This window comes from Streptomyces chlorus (assembly GCF_042655885.1).
Taxonomy (GTDB): domain Bacteria; phylum Actinomycetota; class Actinomycetes; order Streptomycetales; family Streptomycetaceae; genus Streptomyces; species Streptomyces chlorus.
This window is the reverse complement of record NZ_JBHSOA010000003.1, coordinates 319,149-338,022: the sequence shown is the minus strand read 5'-3', so window position 1 is coordinate 338,022 and position 18,874 is coordinate 319,149. Positions and strand designations below refer to the sequence as shown.

At 69.4% G+C, this 18,874-nt stretch carries 16 protein-coding genes; 9 read left to right on the top strand and 7 right to left on the bottom strand.

Annotation, left to right across the window (positions count from 1 at the left end; translation table 11 throughout):
• Window positions 1-28: 28 nt before the first annotated feature.
• From ACFPZI_RS01920 to ACFPZI_RS01900, 5 genes are all read left to right on the top strand, one after another.
• The gene (locus ACFPZI_RS01920; protein ID WP_381357216.1) at window positions 29-1,255 is read left to right on the top strand and encodes a cytochrome P450; all 1,227 of its coding nucleotides are present in this window, start codon (window positions 29-31) and stop codon (window positions 1,253-1,255) included.
• Window positions 1,252-1,476, top strand: a complete 225-nt coding sequence (locus tag ACFPZI_RS01915; protein ID WP_381357213.1) for a ferredoxin — start codon at window positions 1,252-1,254, stop codon at window positions 1,474-1,476. Before ACFPZI_RS01920 ends, ACFPZI_RS01915 begins: the two co-directional genes overlap by 4 nt.
• Before the next feature lie 341 nt (window positions 1,477-1,817).
• Complete coding sequence (gene ccrA, locus ACFPZI_RS01910; RefSeq protein WP_381357210.1) at window positions 1,818-3,182, top strand: crotonyl-CoA carboxylase/reductase; 1,365 nt, start codon at window positions 1,818-1,820, stop codon at window positions 3,180-3,182.
• Complete coding sequence (locus ACFPZI_RS01905) at window positions 3,179-4,171, top strand: 3-oxoacyl-ACP synthase III family protein (RefSeq protein ID WP_381357207.1); 993 nt, start codon at window positions 3,179-3,181, stop codon at window positions 4,169-4,171. The genes ccrA and ACFPZI_RS01905 overlap by 4 nt, the downstream gene beginning before the upstream one ends.
• Complete coding sequence (locus ACFPZI_RS01900; RefSeq protein WP_381357204.1) at window positions 4,168-5,037, top strand: 3-hydroxybutyryl-CoA dehydrogenase; 870 nt, start codon at window positions 4,168-4,170, stop codon at window positions 5,035-5,037. The genes ACFPZI_RS01905 and ACFPZI_RS01900 overlap by 4 nt, the downstream gene beginning before the upstream one ends.
• A gap of 387 nt (window positions 5,038-5,424) precedes the next feature.
• Here ACFPZI_RS01900 and ACFPZI_RS01895 read toward each other — a convergent pair whose 3' ends face one another.
• Together ACFPZI_RS01895 and ACFPZI_RS01890 are read right to left on the bottom strand one after the other, a co-directional pair.
• Complete coding sequence (locus ACFPZI_RS01895) at window positions 5,425-6,528, bottom strand: sensor histidine kinase (RefSeq protein WP_381357201.1); 1,104 nt, start codon at window positions 6,526-6,528, stop codon at window positions 5,425-5,427.
• On the bottom strand, window positions 6,525-7,190 hold the full coding sequence (locus tag ACFPZI_RS01890; RefSeq protein ID WP_381357198.1) for a response regulator: 666 nt from the start codon (window positions 7,188-7,190) through the stop codon (window positions 6,525-6,527). The genes ACFPZI_RS01895 and ACFPZI_RS01890 overlap by 4 nt, the downstream gene beginning before the upstream one ends.
• Before the next feature lie 323 nt (window positions 7,191-7,513).
• Between ACFPZI_RS01890 and ACFPZI_RS01885 the strand changes: the two genes are divergently transcribed.
• On the top strand, window positions 7,514-8,077 hold the full coding sequence (locus ACFPZI_RS01885) for a histidine phosphatase family protein (protein WP_381357195.1): 564 nt from the start codon (window positions 7,514-7,516) through the stop codon (window positions 8,075-8,077).
• A 583-nt stretch (window positions 8,078-8,660) separates the two neighbouring features.
• Here ACFPZI_RS01885 and ACFPZI_RS01880 read toward each other — a convergent pair.
• A complete protein-coding gene (locus ACFPZI_RS01880; protein ID WP_381357192.1) occupies window positions 8,661-8,786 on the bottom strand; it encodes a hypothetical protein in 126 nt (41 codons plus the stop codon).
• Window positions 8,787-8,862: 76 nt separating this feature from the next.
• On the opposite strand from ACFPZI_RS01880, the gene ACFPZI_RS01875 reads away from it, so the two are divergent.
• From ACFPZI_RS01875 to ACFPZI_RS01865, 3 genes are all read left to right on the top strand, one after another.
• A complete protein-coding gene (locus ACFPZI_RS01875) occupies window positions 8,863-9,558 on the top strand; it encodes an alpha/beta hydrolase (RefSeq protein WP_381357189.1) in 696 nt (231 codons plus the stop codon).
• Between the two features lie 1,105 nt (window positions 9,559-10,663).
• Window positions 10,664-11,623: a DUF5996 family protein gene (locus ACFPZI_RS01870; RefSeq protein ID WP_381357382.1), complete on the top strand. Its 960-nt coding sequence runs from the start codon at window positions 10,664-10,666 to the stop codon at window positions 11,621-11,623.
• A gap of 386 nt (window positions 11,624-12,009) precedes the next feature.
• Entirely contained in the window at window positions 12,010-12,642 is a 633-nt protein-coding gene (locus ACFPZI_RS01865) for a TetR/AcrR family transcriptional regulator (RefSeq protein WP_381357186.1), read from the top strand.
• Window positions 12,643-12,700: 58 nt separating this feature from the next.
• On the opposite strand, the gene ACFPZI_RS01860 is transcribed toward ACFPZI_RS01865, so the two are convergent.
• The 4 genes from ACFPZI_RS01860 to ACFPZI_RS01845 form a co-directional block, all read right to left on the bottom strand.
• Window positions 12,701-14,317: a long-chain fatty acid--CoA ligase gene (locus ACFPZI_RS01860; RefSeq protein WP_381357183.1), complete on the bottom strand. Its 1,617-nt coding sequence runs from the start codon at window positions 14,315-14,317 to the stop codon at window positions 12,701-12,703.
• Window positions 14,318-14,356: 39 nt separating this feature from the next.
• Window positions 14,357-15,691 (bottom strand): MFS transporter, encoded by a 1,335-nt coding sequence (locus ACFPZI_RS01855; RefSeq protein WP_381357181.1) that lies wholly within the window; start codon window positions 15,689-15,691, stop codon window positions 14,357-14,359.
• 163 nt (window positions 15,692-15,854) lie between these two features.
• Window positions 15,855-17,054 (bottom strand): acetyl-CoA C-acyltransferase, encoded by a 1,200-nt coding sequence (locus ACFPZI_RS01850; RefSeq protein ID WP_381357178.1) that lies wholly within the window; start codon window positions 17,052-17,054, stop codon window positions 15,855-15,857.
• On the bottom strand, window positions 17,051-17,959 hold the full coding sequence (locus ACFPZI_RS01845; protein ID WP_381357175.1) for an SDR family NAD(P)-dependent oxidoreductase: 909 nt from the start codon (window positions 17,957-17,959) through the stop codon (window positions 17,051-17,053). The genes ACFPZI_RS01850 and ACFPZI_RS01845 overlap by 4 nt, the downstream gene beginning before the upstream one ends.
• Between the last annotated feature and the right edge of the window lie 915 nt (window positions 17,960-18,874).

Below are 18,874 nucleotides of genomic sequence, written 5' to 3'. Positions count from 1 at the left end.
TTGCAGTCCGAGCAGGAAAGAGGTCGCAGTGGCTGACCAGTTGCCCACATACCCGATCACCGATCGCACCTGTCCCTACGACCCGCCCGCCGGTCTGCTGGCTCTCCAGGAGCAGGCCCCGCTGGTGCGGGTGCAACTGCCCACCGGTCCGGCCTGGCTGGTGACCCGCTACGACGCGGCGCGGGCCCTGCTCGACGACCCGCGCATGAGCTCGGACATGGGCCGGGAGGGATTCCCCACGCTCTACCGGCAGAAGATGCGGCCGGTGCTCAAGGGGTCCTTCATGCGGATGGACGGTGACCAGCACGCCTTCTACCGCACCATGCTGGCGGGGGAGTTCTCGGTCAAGCGCGTCCAGGCCATGCGCCCCGAGATCGAGCAGGCCTGCGACCAGCTGCTGGACGAGATGATCCGCCAGGGACCGCCGGCCAATCTGCACCAGGCGTACGGCGTCCCCGTGTCGTCCCGCTCGATTTGCCAGTTGCTCGGTGTTCCCTACGAGGACGCGGACTTCTTCACCACCCATCTGGAAGCCCTCTTCGACCCGCACCGCGCCGGCGCCCCGGAGCGGATCGCCGAGAGCAAGGCCGCTCTCAGCGGCTACCTCGACGAGCTGGTCTCCCGCAAGGAGAAGGAGCCCGGCGACGACATGATCAGCCGGCTCGTCGCCGACTACCTGATACCCGGCAAGGTGGACCGGCCGGAACTGCTGCTCACCTCGTACCTGCTGCTCGCGGCCGGCCACGAGACGACCGCCAGCATGATCACCACGGGCACCGCGGCGCTGCTGATGCACCCTGGTCAACTGGCGGCCCTGCGCGAGGAGCCGCATCTGCTGCGCGGCGCCGTGGAGGAGCTGCTGCGCTACCTGAGCATCTTCCAGTTCGGCATCACCCGGGTGGCCACGGAGGACGTACGGGTCGGTGACCAGACCGTGGCCGCGGGGGAGGGCATCATCGTCTCGCCGCTGCTGGGCAACCGCGACCAGGATGTCTACGACGACCCGCACACCCTCGACGTCCGCCGCCGCGGCCGTCCCCACCTGAGCTTCGGCCACGGCCCGCACCTGTGCGTCGGGCACACCCTGGCCCGCATCGAACTCCAGACGGCCTTCGAGCGGTTGCTCACCCGGCTGCCCGACCTGCGCCTTGCCGTGCCCGAGTCCGAGGTGCCGTTCCGTACGGAGACCCTCGTCTTTGGCACCATCGACCTGCCGGTCGCCTGGGGCGAGCAGCCGGCGAAAACGCCCGCATGAGTACACAGGAAGAGCCCGGGCCGCTGCTGAGGGTGGACCACGCCGCCTGCTGCCGCTCCGGTGCCTGCTCGCTGGTCGCGCCGGACCTCTTCGACCAGGGCGAGGACGGCAAGGTACTGCTCAAGAACCCCCGGCCGCCCGGCCATCTGCTGGCCGCGGCGGAGGAGGCCGCGGACTACTGCCCCGTCTCGGCCATTGAACTGGAGGCCCCGCCCGGGTGACCGGCGGTCCCGGGCGTTCCGGATCCGGCGGGCCACGGGCCCGCCGCGGCCCGCCCACCGGGACATGGCGGTCCGGACCTCGGGCGGCCGTCGCCCACCCACCCCGACCGGCCCACGCGGTGCCGGACTGCCCTCACCGGTCGCACGCAGCAGCACCACCACCACCACCACCCCGCCGCCGCCCGTGCTCCCCGGCGCGCCCGCACGGGCGGGCGCAGCGTCCGACCGGGACGACCGCAGGGTCCCGCGCGCGGGGCACACAGGGGACGTACCTCTCCCACTCCCGCTTCGTCCGGCGGTGTCCGCCGGCAGGATTCCGACGTCGATCGCGAGGAACACACATGGACCTGCTCAGCAAGGCGGCGCTCAACGGCGCACCCCCCGATGAACTCGAACGACTGCCGCTCCCCGACGAGTTCCTCGCCGGACACCTACGGGCCGAGGACGCCGAGGCGGTGGACCGCGCGGCCGGGACCGATGTGCGCCGGACCCTGCACGTGGGTCTCGTACCGATGCCCGAGCTGGCGCCGGACGAGGTCGTCGTCGCCGTCATGGCCAGCTCGATCAACTACAACACCGTGTGGTCGGCCATGTTCGAGCCGATCTCCACGTTCACGACGCTGCGCCGCTACGCGCGCCAGGGCGGTTACGCCACGCGCCACGACCTGCCGTACCAGGTGGTCGGCTCGGACGCCTCGGGTGTGGTGGTGCGCGTCGGAGCCGGCGTACGGCACTGGCGGGCCGGCGACCACGTGGTGGTGAGCCCCGCGTACGTCGACGACCAGGACCCGGGCTCCCACGACGACGGCATGATGGGCACGCACCTGCGGGCCTGGGGATTCGAGACGAACTTCGGCGGCCTGGCGCACTACACGATCGTACGGGCCACCCAACTCGTCGCCAAACCGCCCCACCTCACCTGGGAGGAGGCGGCCACGATCACCCTGTGCGCGGGCACGGCGTACCGGATGCTGGTCGGCGACCACGGCGCCCGGATGAAGCAGGGCGACGTGGTGCTGATCTGGGGCGCCACCGGGGGACTCGGCGCGTACGCCGTGCAGATGGTCCGCAACGGCGGCGGCGTCGCGGTCGGCGTCGTCGGCTCCCGGGCCAAGGCCGACCTCTTGCGGCAGCAGGGCTGCGACCTGGTGATCGACCGCCGGGAGATCGGCATGGGCGACGACGCCGACCCCCGGGCCGACGCAGCCGAGCTCGGCCGCAGGCTCGGCCGCATTATCCGGGCCGAGGTCGGCGAGGACCCGAGCATCGCGTTCGACTACGTCGGACGATCCACCTTCGGCACCTCGGTGCACGTGGTGCGCCGCGGCGGCACCGTGGTGACCTGCGGGTCCAGCACCGGCTACGAGCACAGCTACGACAACCGCTACCTCTGGATGAACCTCAAGCGGGTGGTCGGCAGCCACATCGCGAACCTCCGGGAACAGACGGAGTGCGTACGGCTGTTCAGCCGCGGCAAGCTGGTGCCCGTGCTCACGAGCGTCTATCCGCTGGAGCGGGTCGGGGACGCCGCGCGGCTCGTGCAGCAGAACCGGCACCTCGGCAAGGTCGGCGTCCGCTGCCTCGCGCCGAGCGACGGGCTCGGCGTCACGGACCCGGCCGCCCGTGCCCGTATCGGCGAGGAACGCCTCACCGCCTGGCGCCGCCACGCCGCCGCGGTCCCCGCCCCGGCGGGAGCCGCCCGATGAACGCCCGGGGGATCCTCGGCACCGGCTCCTACCTGCCCGCACGACAGGTCGGCAACGAGGAGGTCGCCGGCTGGTGCGGTGTCACCGCGCAGTGGATCGAGGAACGGACCGAAATCCTCACCCGCCGGTACGCGGCCCCCGACGAGGCCACGTCGGACCTCGCCGTGCACGCCGTCACCCGGGCCCTGGAGGCCGCCGGCATCACCGCGGACCAGCTCGACTACCTGATCGTGTCGACATCCACCGGCGACTCTCCGCAGCCCCCCACCGCCTACCTGGTCCAGAACGCCATCGGGGCTTCGGGCGCCGCCTGCTTCGACATCAACGTGGTGTGCAGTGGCTTCGTGTACGGGCTCGAACTGGCCCACCGGCTGCTCGCCGGGCGGCCGCGGGGATACGCCGTCGTCGTCGGTGCTGATGTCTATTCGCGCATCCTGGACCACGCAGACCACCGCACCACGGTCCTCCTCGGCGACGGCGCCGGCGCCGCGGTCGTCGGCCCGGTCCGCGACGGTCACGGCTTCCTGGGCACCGAGCTGTCCAGCAGTGGCGAGGCCCACCGGCTCATCCACGTCGAGGCAGGCGGCAGCCGCACCCCCCTCACTCCGCACACCGTCGATGAGGGCGGCCACTTCTTCCGGATGGACGGCCGGGGCGTTCGCGACTTCGTCATGGAGCACGTGCCGCCGATCCTGGACCGGCTGCTGCAGAGCGCCGGGGTCGGCGCCGACAGCGTCGACCACTTCGTGCCGCACCAGCCCAACGGGGTGCTGCTGACCCGCCTGGTGGAGAAGGCCGGGATGACCGGAGCCCGCACCTGTCGCACGTTGGAGAGATACGGAAACGTGGGGAGCGCATCCGTGCCGGTCGCCCTGGACGACGGGGTGCGCTCGGGAGCGATCCGCGACGGCGACATCGTGCTGCTGGCCGGGTTCGGCGGCGGCATGTCGGTCGGGACGACCCTGATGCGCTGGCAGGAGAACTCATGACCCACGATCCGACGACCCGACTGGGAGTGGTCGGCTGCGGCGTGATGGGCGCGGGCATCGCCGACATCGCGGCCCGGGCCGGCCTCGACGTCCGCGTGGTCGTGTCGCGCGCCGAAGCCGTCCCGGTGGGACGCGACCGTATCCGGCGCTCCATGGGCCAGGCCGTCCGCCGGGGAACACTCACCGAGCAGGACCGGGACGCGGCCCTCGGCCGTATCGAGGTGACCGCCGACATCGGCCGGCTCGCCGACCGCGAGTGCGTGATCGAGGCGGTCCCCGAGAACGAGGACCTGAAGACCGCCCTGTTCACCCGCATCGACTGCCTCCTCGAGGACGACGAGGCCGTTCTCGCCACCAACACGTCGTCCCTTCCGATCGGCCGGATGGCCTGGGGAACCCGCAACCCCCAACGGGTCATCGGCGTCCACTTCTTCAGCCCGGTGCCGCTCATGCCGCTGGTCGAGCTGATCAGCACGTCCAGGACCGACGAGCGGACCCGCACCCGGACCGCGGCGCTCCTCACCGACGCCCTGGGCAAGACGCTCATCGAGGCTCCGGACCGCGCGGGCTTCGTGGTCAACGGGCTCCTCATCCCCTACCTCCTCGGCGCGATGCGCATGGTGGAGTCCGGGCAGGCGACGGCGGAGACGGTCGACCGGGGCATGACGCTGGGCTGCGCCCACCCGGTGGGACCGCTGCGGCTGGCGGACCTGATCGGGCTGGACGTGGTCAAGGCGGTGGCCGACGCCCTGCACCGTGAGTACACCGAACCGCAGTACGCCGCACCGCCGGTCCTGCTGCGGCTGGTGGAGGAGGGCCGACTCGGCAAGAAGAGCGGCCGAGGTTTCCACACCTACGAGAGATGAGACGACGTGCCGACCGTGACGATGCCCCCGCCTCACCGTTACGACGCGGGGTGCGGGGCGTCGCCCATCCCTTCCAGGTCGGTCGGACGGGTCTGATCGGCAACCCCGCGGCAGCGTCGGCTCTCCAGGACGCGGACACGCTCCTGCCGCTCGGTACCGACTGGCGGTGTCAATTCGTTGAAGCAACAACTTCGGTGAGGGCTCGTTGGAAGGCTTCTTGTGGGGTGAGGTAGCCGAGGCGGCGGCGGGGTTGGTTGTTGATCTCTTCGGCACGGTCACCGTCGCGGCCCTCGCGATCTGGCTCCGCTCGTGATCGCCAGGACAGTGCCCAGTGCTGACGAGTCGTTCTACCGGCCTCAACGCACCAGACCACTCGGGCTCGCCTGCTCACCACGTGCCGTCGGCCGGGAGTTCCAGGCACAGTTGGTAGCCGCCGTCTGTGGTGGGGCCGCAGGTGACCGTGCCGCCGAGCAGCTCGGCACGCTGGCGCAGGCCGACCAAGCCATAGTGGGCACTGGGAAGGGGCAGAGCGGGCCGGGTCGGTGCCGTATTGGTGACTGTGACACGGACGGTTGTGTTCTCGTGGCGGATGCGGACGACCGCTGTCGCGCCGGGGGCGTGCTTGCGCACGTTGGTCAGTGCCTCCTGGACGGTGCGGTAGATGGCGCGCTGGAAGGGCGGTGGAAGGCTGCCGGACAGGCCCGTGTGCAGCTCGGCCTCGATGCCGCTGTCGTCGACCAGCTGAGGGAGGTCGGCCAGGGAGGGCTGTGGGATGAGTTCCGTGGGGCGGCCCCCGGTGGCCCGCAGGACGCTGACCATGTGCCGCAGTTCGTCCAGGGTCTGCACGCTCAGCCTGCGGATCGTGGCTGCGGCTTGTTTGACTTCGGCGTCCCGGCTGCCGACCTGGAGTACCCCGGCCTGCACCGCGATGAGGCTGACCTGGTGGGAGACCACGTCATGCATTTCTCGAGCGAGTGCCGTGCGTTCCTTGGCCAGCACGGTCTGGGCCGTCAGCTGCCGCTCGTGGTCGTGTGCCCGGGAGATCTCGGCGAGTCGCAACGACAGATCACGCCGGGTTTGGACGAGCTGGCCGAGGAAGACGGGTGCGGCCGCCGTCGCCGCTGTGTAGCCCAGGGTGACAAAGGTCGCCGGCGCCGAGAGATCGAAGTCCGGCGACGGAAAAGAGGTCATGTCGCTGATGGTGAACGCCACAGCGCAGACGGCCAGCAGGGTGCGGCGGCGGGTGAGTGAGGCGAGCGTGTACAGCGCGGCCAGGGCGGCGAAAACCGCGTCGGAGACGAGGACTGCGGGAAGGGTGAGCAGGAACGTGAGCAGCGGCAGGCGACGGCGCAGGAGAAGAGCGAAGGCAGCGGCCAGGGCGCAGACCATGCGCAGCGGCTCGGAAATGTCGACATGGCCCCAGACATCGAGCAGTGAGGCTCCGACGAGGGCGGCGTCCAGCAGCGGGGCGGGCAGGCGGCGAGTGCTCATGTTTTCTTCTGGTCCCGCGGCGGCTTGAGCAGGCCGGCTCGTTCCGCGAGCAGGGCGGCCTGGACGCGGCTGCCCACCTTCAGCTTGGTGAGGATGGCGCTCACATGGTCCTTGACCGTGCCGGTGCTCAGGTGCATCCGTGCGGCGATGTCGGTGTTGGACAGCCCCTCGGCGATGAAGGCGAGTACGGCGCGCTCGCGGTCGGTCAGCGGGTCGAGGCTGCGGGCGGCGTCTTCCTGCAGGCCGGAGTTCAAGTAGCCGTCTACGACGGTCCGGGTGACCTTGGACGACAGAACGGTGCCGCCTTCGGCCAGGGTCCGTACCAGGTAGGGCAGTTGATCCGGGTCGGTGTCCTTGAGCAGGAAGCCGGCGGCGCCCGACCGGAGTGCCGTGGTGACGTACTCGTCCATGTCGAACGTCGTGAGCATGGCCACCACCGGAGGGTGCGGCAGCCGAAGGAGGTCGGCCAGGACGGTGAGGCCGTCCACGTCAGGCATCCGGATGTCCAGCAGCACGACGTCGGGGCGTCTCTCCTGCGCCGTTCGGACCGCCTGGCCGCCGGGAACCGCCGCCACGACCTTGATGCCGTCGGTCGTCTCGAGGATGTGCTGGAAGCCGGTACGGATCAGCGCCTCGTCGTCGACCACCATTACCCGGATCACGCGTGCTCCGCTCGCCGTCGGGCCCACTGTCCGATTCGTACCACGCCGAGGCCGGTCCTGTGGGTGGCCGACACTGGATGCGGCCGGGTGGCGGGAGCGTGCCAGCCAGTCGGCGGGGTCGGTTCCGGACAGGTGCCGGATGGTTGCGGTGCGTAGCTTTGCCTGATTGTGGAGGTGGGAGTTCCGCATACCGCTACCAAGCCTGCCCGCCTGATCAACCGACTGGCGACAGAAGTAAAAGCTCCGTGTCACACCACCAGCTCCACGGGTTTTCGGCCGTCTCGCACCGGTCGGCCCGCTGCAGGGCAGGAAGGGGATCAGCCATGACGATCTGCCTGACACTTCTGTGCGCGATCGCCGGGGACGACACCAGCGAGGCAATCTTCGATGACGATGCCCTGAGTGAGCGCGGCCTGTCCGAGGCAGACGCCACCGGAGCAGCCCTGCCCCGATACTCGGTGGCCGTCCGGGCACCTTCGACCCGCTGCGCCCAGACTGCTCACGCTCTAGCCCTCGAGACCACACTCGAGCCTGCGCTACGCGACTTCGACTACGGCAAGTGGCGCGGCCGCACAGCCGCCGAAGTCGCTGCTACCGACCCCTACGGGTTCTCCGCCTGGCTGACGGACCCGGATGCCACGCCCCACGGAGGTGAGTCCGTGCGCCAGCTCTGCCAACGGATCATGCATTGGCTGAACAGCCTGCCGCCCGACATGGACCGCGCACTGGCCATCACGGAACCGGCCGTTATCCGGGCCGCGCTTGTCCACGCTCTGTCAGCACCTGTGAGAGCCTTCTGGCACCTCAAAGTGCCGCCTCTGTCGACGGTGTCCTTTACGTCGTGCGCCGGCCGTTGGCACGTGCGGCTGGGCCGCGTCACGCTATAGGGAGGAAGACACTCCCCGTGACCATGGGGAGTGTCCAATCAACGGCGGATCTGCTGATCGAGGGAGAGACGCCGAGCGAGCGAAACGTCGATCGGGCTCGTACTCGACGGGTGGGACGTGGCCTGTCCCACCGTGGAGTCGGCGGTGGCAGTACCAGTCGATCCACTCGGCGGCGGCGAGGTTCGACCCGGCAGCGCATGCTGCGTGCCCGGCCGGACGGTCGACAGATCAACGCCAGGACACCCGTGGGGTCGGTCGTAAGCAGGAGTCAGACCGTCGCGGCCGGGATTACCCGGTCCTTGCGGGATCCGGTACGAAGAGACTGACGGTCGTGGGCGTCGCCGACCGAGCCGATCGATGCCGCGATCCCTGCCTGGTCCAGAGGCCCGGTCGGCGCGAACGATGTGTACGGCGACCCCGCGTCCGAGTGATGTATCAACTCGTCCTGCGAATACGGGTATCCGTCCCGGCCGCGCTGCCACAGTGCCATCTGAAGGGCGTCCAGGACGAGCCGGCGTTGGCGCGCGTGCCCGAGAACGGTCCGCAACAGGGCGTCGCGGGTGCCAAAGTGATAGATCAGTATTCAGGCCGAGGTGCCGGTGGCGGTGGCCAGCGGCTCGAGCCGGTCGGGGAGGCCGTGCGCGAGGGCGTAATCGGCGCAGGCGTCGAGCAGCCTGTTCTTGATGTCTGGCTGCGGTCGTCTGCCCATGTCGACATCTTTTTCCGTAACGGCGGCTACGTCTACTGTTGATCGAAAGGCAGTCAAGGCAGACGTGGAGGTAGCGATGAGGGTCGTGTTCGTGCATGGGGCGTGCGTGCGGGACGGGTCGTGGTGGTGGCACCGTACCGCCGAGCTGCTGCAGGAGCGAGGGGTGCTGAGCGTGGCCCCGGCGTTGCCGAGCTGCGGCGAGGCAGGCCTGCCCGGAGGCGCCGGCGGTCCGGGGCTGTCCGAGGACGTCGCGGCGGTGCGGCAGGCGCTGCTGGACAGCGACGAGCCGACCGTTGTGGTCGCCCACAGCTACGGCGGCATCATCACCGCGGAAGCCGCCGCGGGCGTCGGGTCGGTACGCCACCTGGTGATGGTCTCCAGCTACCTGCCCGAGGTAGGGCAGAGCCTGTCGGAGTTCGGGGACGGCAGCCCCGCCCCGTTCCTCGATGTCGACCCCGACGCCGGCACCTTCGAGGTTCGCCCCGAGCTGCTCGTCGACACATTCCTGCAGGACTGCGACCCCGAGGTCCAGGCGCAGGCGGCGGACCACCTCGCCCGGCAGAGCGTGCAGGTGACCGGGCAGCCGGTCGGGGCGGCCGCATGGCAGCAGGTGCCCTCGACGTACCTCATCTGCACCCAGGACCGGGGCACCCCGCCGCGCCTGCAGCGCGAGTTCGCCCGCCGGGCCGGCAGCGTCGTCGAACTCGACGCCGGCCACCACCCGTTCCTGTCCCAGCCCGCCGCGGTCCGGGACCTGCTGCTGAGCCTGTGACGGCAGCCGCGGACGAGCCGGGCCGGCGATTCGAGGGCCAGGGGTCGTCGTGAGCGCCGAGGAAGAACTTCTGTCGAGGGCCTACACGGCCTACAACGGGCAGGACGTTGACCTGCGAACACCGGCTCAGCGCCAGATTTCCGGCCGTTGATCCTCAAGGGCCGTCTCCCCCTGACGGTTTCTAGCGGTCGTTGCAACACATGGTCGGTTGTCTGGTGGGGCTGTCACATTCGCAGCCGTAGTTGCCGGCCGCCTCATCGCGCACCGGGGGCCTGGGCGGGCGCAGCGCGGTCATCAGCTCCAGGCCGTTAACCGCCGTATCGCCGCGGAGTGATGACCCGATGGGCGTAGATGCCCAGGACGCGGGTGACGACGGCCGGCTCCGTCTCCGCGACGCCGGGTGGTCCTGTCACCGCTGTTCTGGGCGCACGTGAACCCAGCAGCTCCAACCCCTACGGCCAGTTCGAGCTGTACATAAACTCCCACCTCGACCTCGACCTCGACCTCGCCGTTGTCGCCGCGGCGACGGTGCCCGGCCCCGTACCGCGCCGAAGCGGCGGACCATACGGCCGAGACGGCACTCTTTGAAGACCTTGGCGAGCCCAGCAACGCTCTCAGACTGCCGGAGGCGGTGAACGATGCGCAGGTCGGGCTCGACGGTTTCGGTGGATCGGCCGGAACCTGTGGGTCGGGTGCCGCGCGGCGGCGTCATGCCCCCATGCTCCGGGCACCCGGAGCGCATGGGGTCGGGCGGCGTCCGGGCTTCCGCCCAGTGGCCGGGCGATGTCGGACCAAGTGGCCCTTGCCTCCCGGTCGGCGAGGAGCGCCCGGTGCACCAGCTCGCGCACCGGGTACTCAAAGCTCGCTGCGGCCCGGCATGTCGCCGCCGGCAGGAGCATGACGGCGCGGGGCGCCGGCATCTGCCGGAGCCGGCGGCCGCTGGTCGGGCTTCAGGGGGCGGTTGCCCGATGCTCATGTTTGCGCAGCGCACGCCGATAGACCTTCCGGGTTCGACGAGGTGCCGCACCTGTCGGACGTGGTCATCATGGTCATCAGGCCTCGTCCGGCCATCAGGAGCGTTGGGCGGGAGGGAAGGGTGATGACCATGGAGCTGTTTCCGCCGATCCCGCTCGCCGAGTGGCGCGACACCAAGGAGACGCTCCATCGCTTCGCGCAGATCGTCGGGAAGATCCGTCTCGCCGCCAGTGCCCGGCGCAACCACTGGTGGAATGTCCCGTTCCACCTCACGGGGCGCGGCACCACCACTCGCCCGATGGGGCAGGTCGACGGCAACCCGATCTTCGCGATGGACTTCGACTTCGTCGCACATCAGCTGGTTGTCTCGACTCTGGACGGCCGGGAGATCTCCTTCCCGCTCATCGGCCGGTCCGTGGCGTCCTTCCACGACGCGGTCATGGACTCGCTGGCCGCGCTGGGCATCCGGGTGCGGCTCGACGTACCCAGGCCCTTCGACCTGCCCGATTCCGGCCGGCCGTTCGCCGAGGACACCGAGCACGCGACCTACGATCCCGTGCAGGCCAACCGCTACTGGCGGGTCCTCAGCCAGGTGGCGTCCGTACTGGAGGAATTCGCCGCGGGGTACTCGGGGAAGGTCAGCCCGGTGCACCACTTCTGGCACACCTTCGACATCGCGCACACCCGGTTCTCCGGGCGCCACATCGAGCAGCCCGAGCAGATCGACCCGGTCACCCGGGAGGCGTACTCCCGGGAGGTGATCAGTTTCGGTTTCTGGTTCGGGGACGACACCTTCCCCGAGCCCGCGTTCTACTCCTACACCGCTCCGGAGCCGGCACACCTGGCGGAGGAGCCGCTCCGGCCCGCGGCGGCCCACTGGATCGCCCGGAACAACAGCCACCTGTCCGTGCTGCGGTACGACGAGGTCCGCACCGAGGCCGACCCGCGTGCCGCCGTGCTCGCCTTCTACGAAAGCGCGTACCGGGCCGGTGCCCGACGCGCCGGATGGCAGATCGAGCGGATGGCATGCCCGGGCGGGGCGACGGACCCGCAACTGCGGGCCCCGGGGCCTGGTACCGCGTCCGGTTGAGACCCGCACGCCGCGCGACCCGGCCCGCTGGCGTGGTCACCGCGGCACCGCCCCGGTCAGGCGTCGGTGCGTGCCAGGACATCCTGGAGCAGCCCTGTTGCCTGGTCCACCTCGATGAGGGGGCCGTCCGGGGCGTGCAGGTAGCACTCCCCAGCGAACATTCACGACAGCCAAGCGCTGAAGCCCATGATCCAGGGGGTGGTCTACCGGCTGCCGGAGCGGCATGCAGCCCCCTGCCGGCGGGCCGCTGCCGCCGGTGGTCGTGGGCTCACTGCCTGTTTCTCGCCTGAAATACTAGGGAGTATCATCATGGGGGTGTTCCGCCCCTCGAAGAGTGCGTCGGCGAGCGGTGCGCCGAACGCATACCGAACGAGAGAAGGATCTGGATGGCAGTCACGGACGGCGTCGAGGCCGACAATGCCAAGCGCCGAATTCTGGACGCCGCCGCCGAGGCCTTCATGGAGCAGGGGTTCGGCGTCGCCATCGATGACATCGCCGACAGTGTCGGCGCCACCAAAGGGTTGATCTACTACCACTTCCGCTCCAAGTTCGACATTTTCCTCGCCGCGTACGAGCACGGCATGCGAACCGTCCGCGAACAAGTGGAGCCGCTGGCCCAGGCTCCTGGGAGCGGGCGGGAGAGACTCATTGCCATGTCGACCCAGCACGTGATGAATCTGATGACGAATCTCACGTATCACCATGTGGTTCATCTCGGAGTGCGTGAGCAGTCGTCCACCGCGCTGAAGCCCCGTCAGCGGAAGGCGCTGGATGCGCTGAATGTCCTGAGGGCCGAGTACGAAGACCTTTTCCTTCAGGTCGTCAAGGATGGTATCGCCGACGGCACCATTCGTCCCGTGCGCGCGAATCTGGCCGCCCGGACGCTGCTGTGCAGTCTCAATGCCGTCGACATGTGGTTCCACCGGATCGAGGGGCAGTCGTCGGACGACCTGCGGCAACTTGCCGACGAGGTCGTGGACATCGTGGTCGGAGGGCTGCTCCTCGATCCGGTTCGCTGAGACTCCGCCGTGGCAGAACCCGCGACCGCGACGGACCGTTCAGTGGTGTGGCTGCCCGTCAGCCGCTCATAGTGGTCAGTGACCGGCGCAGTGCGGCTTTCGCGAACTTTCCGGACGCCGTCTTGGGAAGACCGTCCAGCATGACCACTTTCTCGGGGATCCACCACTTGGCCACCCGTCCGGACAGATGCCTGCGGACGCTCTCGGCGGTGAGGTCCGAATCCGGTACCGGCACCACGCAGGCGAGCGGCCTTTCTCCCCACTTGTCGTCGGGCACCGCGATGACCGCGGCCTCCAGGACATCGGTCATCGCCATGATCTCGTTCTCGAGTTCGACCGACGAGATCCACTCTCCTCCCGACTTGATGAGGTCCTTGGTCCGGTCGACGATGCGCACGACACCGAAGGGGTCGATGGTGGCCACGTCGCCGGTCCGCAACCAGCCGTCCTCGGTGAACGCCGAGGCATCGGGGGAACTGCCGAAATAGGCGGCCGCGATGGTCGGTCCGGCGACCTGCAGTTCACCTCGGTGCCGTCCGTCGCGGGGCGCGGGGGAACCGTCCTCGGCGACCAGGCGCAGCGAACACAGCGCCGTGGGAGGACCGGGGGCGGCCAGTGCCGCGATGCGGTCGTTCTCGGTCAGGGAGTGCGCTGTTTCGCTGGGTACTCTCGCGCTGCAGACCAGCGGGCTGGTCTCGGTCATCCCCCACGAGCTCGCCAGCGGGATCCCGGCCTTTTCGTGGAAGGCGCGGGAGAGCGAGACGGGCAGCGCGCCCCCGCCGCTGACGGCGCGCCGCAGTGCGCTCAGGTCGACGTCGCCGACGTGGGGCAGCATCCCGCGCCAGACCGTGGCCACCGCGGCGGCGAACGTGACCCGGCACGCCTCCATTCCCTGCACCAGACGCTCCGGTGACATGACCGGGCCGGGCATGACCAGGTTCGCTCCGGCCATCAGCGCGGCGTAGGGAAGGCCCCAGGCGTTGACGTGGAACATGGGCACGATCGGCATCACCGTGTCGTCCTCGCTGATGGCGAAGGTGTCCGCCATCAGCAGCGTCATCGCGTGCAGCACGATGGAGCGATGGTCGTAGAGGACTCCCTTGGGACGGCCCGTCGTCCCCGACGTGTAGCACAGGGCGGCGGCGGTGCGTTCGTCGACGCTCTCGAACGCCGCGACCGGCCGCGCGACGCTCAGGAGCGTCTCGTAGTCGTGTACCCGGGGGTCGATCGGCAGCTCCGTCGATGAGCCGTCGTCCATCACGACGAGGTGCCGCACGCTCGGGCACGTGTCGAGCAGGGGGTGCACCACGTCGAGGAGCGACCGGTCGACGAAGAGGATGTCGTCTGCGGCGTCGTCGACGATGTAGGCGATGTCGTCCGTGAAGAGACGGTGGTTGACCGTGTGCAGGACCCGCCCCGAGCAGGGCACGGCCATGTACAGCTCCAGGTGGCGCTGCGAGTTCCATCCGAAACTCCCCACCCGGGCGCCGGCGGGGACGTCCAGGTGATCCAGCACTCCGGCGAGGCGTCGGACGCGTTCGGCGACGTCGCCGTAGGACGCGGACACTGTGCCGCTCAGCTGTGTCGTGGTGACGTGTTTGCGGCTGAACCGGTGCTCCATGCCGTCCATGAGCATCGGCAGCGACAAGGGGCGGTCCTGCATGAGGCCGTGCATGTGCGTTTCCTTCGTGTCTCGTTCCGGGATGGGTCGCGGCTAACGCGCGACAGGGACCGGGGCCTCGGCCGCGTCCTCACTGCGGACGGCCCGCGCGAGGAGAGGAGTGAGCAGGACGCCGATGACCGAGGAGGCGATCACGACGTAGAGCCCCGCGCTGGGGTTCCCGGTCGCGTCCTCGGCCAGGCCGAAGGCGTACGGGCCGAGGAATCCGCCGAGGAGTCCGATCGTGTTGATGAACGCGAGACCGGCGGCGGCAACCAGTCCGGACATCCGCGCCATGGCCACGGACCAGAACAGCGGCAGCGTGCCGAACACGAAGATCATGGACACCACGATCAGCAGGATCTGCACGGTCGGGGACGACGAGAGCACGAAGATTGCCGCTGTCACCGCCGTCGACGCCGCGAGGATCCCGATGAGCGCCACCTCGTTGCCGAAACGACGGTGCACGAGGGGAACGAGGAGCACTCCGACGGTGGCCCCGATACCGGCGCTTCCCGACACCAGGCCGATGAGGAACGAGCCGTGAATGTTCAGCCCCTCGACGATCGACGGCATGTTGAAGACGATGCCGACGTTCGTGACCTGGTTGAACAGGTAGATCAGCGCGACGATGACGATGAAGGGGCGGGCGAAGGCGTGCTTCAGGTTGCCCTTGATGCGGTTTCCGGTTCCCGTGTCGGCGCCGACGGCACGGGCGGAGAGTATCTCCGCTTCCTCGGACGTCAGCCATGAGGCGTCGCGGGGCGTCTCCGGCAGGCTGAACCAGACGAGGACGCCGACGAGCATGGTCACGATGCCTTCGATCAGGAACATCCACTGCCATCCGTGCAGCCCCAGAGCGGTGTCGAACTCCATCAGCGCGCCGCCCATCGGGTTGCCCACGATCAGGGCGACGGTCGGGGCCAGGTAGATGAATCCGACCACGGTGACGCGGTGCTTCTGGGAGAACCACACGGTGACCATGTACATGAGGGTCGGGTAGAGGCCGGCCTCGGCCATGCCGAGGAAGAAGCGCAGCACGTAGAACGACCACTCGCCCTGGACGAACATCATGGCCGCCGAGAGCGCGCCCCAGGTGACGGCGATCCGCGTGATCCACCGTCTTGGGCCGACTCTGTGCATGATCAGACTGCCGGGCACCTCCAGGAAGGCGTAGCTGATGAAGAAGATGCCGGCGCCCAGCCCGAAGGCGGTGACGCTGATGCCGACGTCGGCCTGCAGATGGGTCTTGGCGAGCGCGACGTTGGTGCGGTCGATGTAGGCCATGAAGTAGGCGGCCAGCATGATCGGCAGGAGCCTGACCATGGCCTTGCGAGTGGCGCGCGCGTGCAGTGTGTCCGCCGCCGAAGAAACCGGATCGATAGCCATCGAAGCCCTTCCAACAGGTTGAGGTACTGGTGTCGTGCGTAGAACGCACCCGGAGTGGTGGCGGCGTGTCGCCTCGGTACGGCAGCGGCAGCCGCGCCGCTCTGGATCTGCGCTGTTCGAAGGAGGGAGTCCGCGCGCCGGCCGCGTCGGCAGGCGGTGGTCGTCAGAAGATCTCGAAGAGACCGGCAGCGCCCATGCCTCCGCCGACGCACATGGTGATGACGGCGAACCGGGCACCGCGCCGGCGCCCCTCGAGCAGGGCGTGGCCGACGAGGCGGGCCCCGGTCATGCCGTAAGGGTGGCCGACCGCGATGGCGCCGCCGTTGACATTGAGCTTGGCCGGATCGATGCCCAGGCGGTCACGGCAGTGGACGGCCTGCGACGCGAAGGCCTCGTTGAGCTCCCACAGGTCGATGTCGTCCACGGAGAGACGGTGTTCGGCGAGCAGTTGGGGGACCGCGTGCACGGGGCCGACCCCCATTTCGTCCGGCTCGCAGCCGGCGACGGCGATCCCCCGGTAGGCGCCGAGCGGGGTGAGTCCGCGCTTCGCGGCTTCGCGGGCCTCCATCACGACGGCGGCGGAGGCGCCGTCGGAGAGCTGGGACGCGTTGCCGGCGGTGACGGTGGAGGTCGCGGACACCTTCCCGTCGGGCAGCACCGGCCGGAGACGGGACAGCGCCTCACGTGTGGTCGAGGCACGGCTTCCCTCGTCCTTGCGCAGGGTGAACTCCCGGACGGCCGCCGGGGCGTCCGGTTCCTGGGGAGTCGTTCGTCGGCCGGACAAGGCGACGATCTCCTCGTCGAAGAGTCCCGCTTGGTGCGCGGCGGCCGTCCGCCGCTGGGACAGCAGGGCGAACTCGTCCTGCTCGTCGCGGCTGATGCCGTAACGCTCTGCCACGATCTCCGCCGTCTCCAGCATGCTCATGTAGAGCGAGGGCTTCTCCCGCGCCAGCCACGGGTCGAGGGCCCGGTGGGCGTTCCTGTGCTCGTTCTGGACGAGGGAGATGGATTCGACTCCGCCGCCGAGCACGATACTCATCCCGTCGGCGACAACCTGCTTCGCCGCGGTCGCGATCGCCATCAGACCCGACGCGCACTGCCGGTCGACGGTCATTCCGGGCACCGTCACCGGCAGACCCGCCCGCAGCGCCCCCTGGCGAGCGACGTTCATCCCCGTCGAGCCCTCCTGCATCGCGCAGCCGAACACGACGTCCTCGACCTCTTGTCCGTCGAGTCCCGCTCGCCGCAGTGCGCCGGTGATCGCGTGGGCGGCCAGTTGCTGGCCCGACGTGTTGTTGAACGAGCCACGGAATGCCTTGCCGATCGGCGTCCGGGCCGTGGACACGATGACGGCCTCTCTCACGGTACGGCCCCCATCTCGGTGCCGGCCATGGCGGCATACCGCTTCGTCTGGTCGAACGCGGACGCGGTGACCACGGGATCGCTCATGTCACTGATATCGGCCCACCGCTCGGCGATGGTTTCGGGTGAGCGGTCGCCCTCGGAGAGGTAAACCCCTGCGGACTCCTTCATCTGCGCTATGGCGAAGACACCGGCGCCGGCGGCGAGAATGGTCTTGGTGGGGGCCTGTTCACTGACGAGGAACAAGGCCCCCGGCGCAATCGATTCGGGGGTGAGCAGGCCGAGGATCCGCTCGTCGATCAAGCCCTCGGTCATCTGCGTGGCCGCGGTCGGGGCGAGCGCGTTGACACGAATGCCCTTTCCCTCGCCCTCGATCGCGAGGACATTCATCAGACCGACCAGGCCGGACTTCGCCGCACCGTAGTTGGACTGGCCGAAGTTGCCGTAGATGCCGGATGCGGACGTGGTCATCAGCACTCTGCCGTAGCCCTGTTCCACCATGTGCGGCCACACCGCCTTGGTGCAGTGGATCGAGCCCATCAGGTGCACGTCGACGACCTGGCGGACGTGATCCAGCTGGATCTTCGCGAAGGACTTGTCGCGCAGGATCCCGGCATTGTTGATGAGGATGTCGACGCGGCCCCACTGGGCGAGGGTCTCGCCGATCATCTTCTCGACGGCTTCCGCGTCCGTGACATCACAGAGGTAGGCGAACGCCTCACCACCGGCGGCCCGAATCTCCGCGGCAACCTGTGCCGCCGCGCTCCGGCCGGTGGACACTCCGCTCGGCGACCCCATGTCGTTGACAACCACCTTGACGCCGCGCTCGGCAAGGGCCACGGCGTGCGCCCGCCCCAGCCCACCACCGGCACCGGTCACCACCGCGACCTGACCTTCGAAGTTCATCCCGCTCCCTTTTCATACTACGGAGTATCATCATTGCCAGGACGTTAATGGGGTGTCAACAGTCAATTCCGAGGATTGAGCTTTGAACCCGGCTCTCCCGCCCCTGGACCGCATCAAGGCCCGCACCGCCGCTGTCGGACCGCCACGGGCGGAGCAGGTTCGTCCGCTCCCCGAGGACACCGACGAGGCATTCGCCGTCTGGGCGCAGGCCCGGTTCGGCATCACCCCGTTGACCTCGCGGACCTGGTGGCTGCCGTCGAAACCCCCGACCGGACCGAGCTGGACACGGCCGCCGGCACCGATCAGCTCGCCGCGCTACTGGCCGGCCTTTCCGGCGAGGAGTCCGACGCGTGACGCCGGCAGACCATGTCCGCCCGAGCTACCGGGAGCCGCTGCCCGGCGGGACGCGGAGGGACCGCACCAACTCGCTGCCATTTCCTGTCCTCCGGGTCCCGAGCGCTGTCCAAGGGGTGAGGCGGGAAGGACCTGCCGACGGAACGGAGCATGATCATGATCATGCGATTCGCGGGCGGCCCCTCCACCCGCAGTACGCCCGGTCCCTTCTACGGTGCGGCGGCAGCGGGATCACTTCATCGCTCCTGGGCGGGATCAGCCACACGGCGACGGCGGCGGAGACTGCGGCCACACCGGTAGCCACGAGGAAGGCGTCGTCGAAGCCGGAGGCCGTGGTGACGCGCGTGTGGCCGGCGATGCTCGTGGCTGCGGCGCTGGAGACGGCTGCGTCTTTGGCCGGTGCGCCGCCCGCTCCTGCAGCCTCTTCAAGGGGAGGGGCGGCGCCGGCGCGCGTTCAGCGTCCCGGCCCCGCCTCCGCCTCCGCCCGGGAAGCGTTCAGCCCCCAGCCCGATGCGACATGACTCAGCCTGGATCCACCGATGATCATGGAGGGCAGACTGT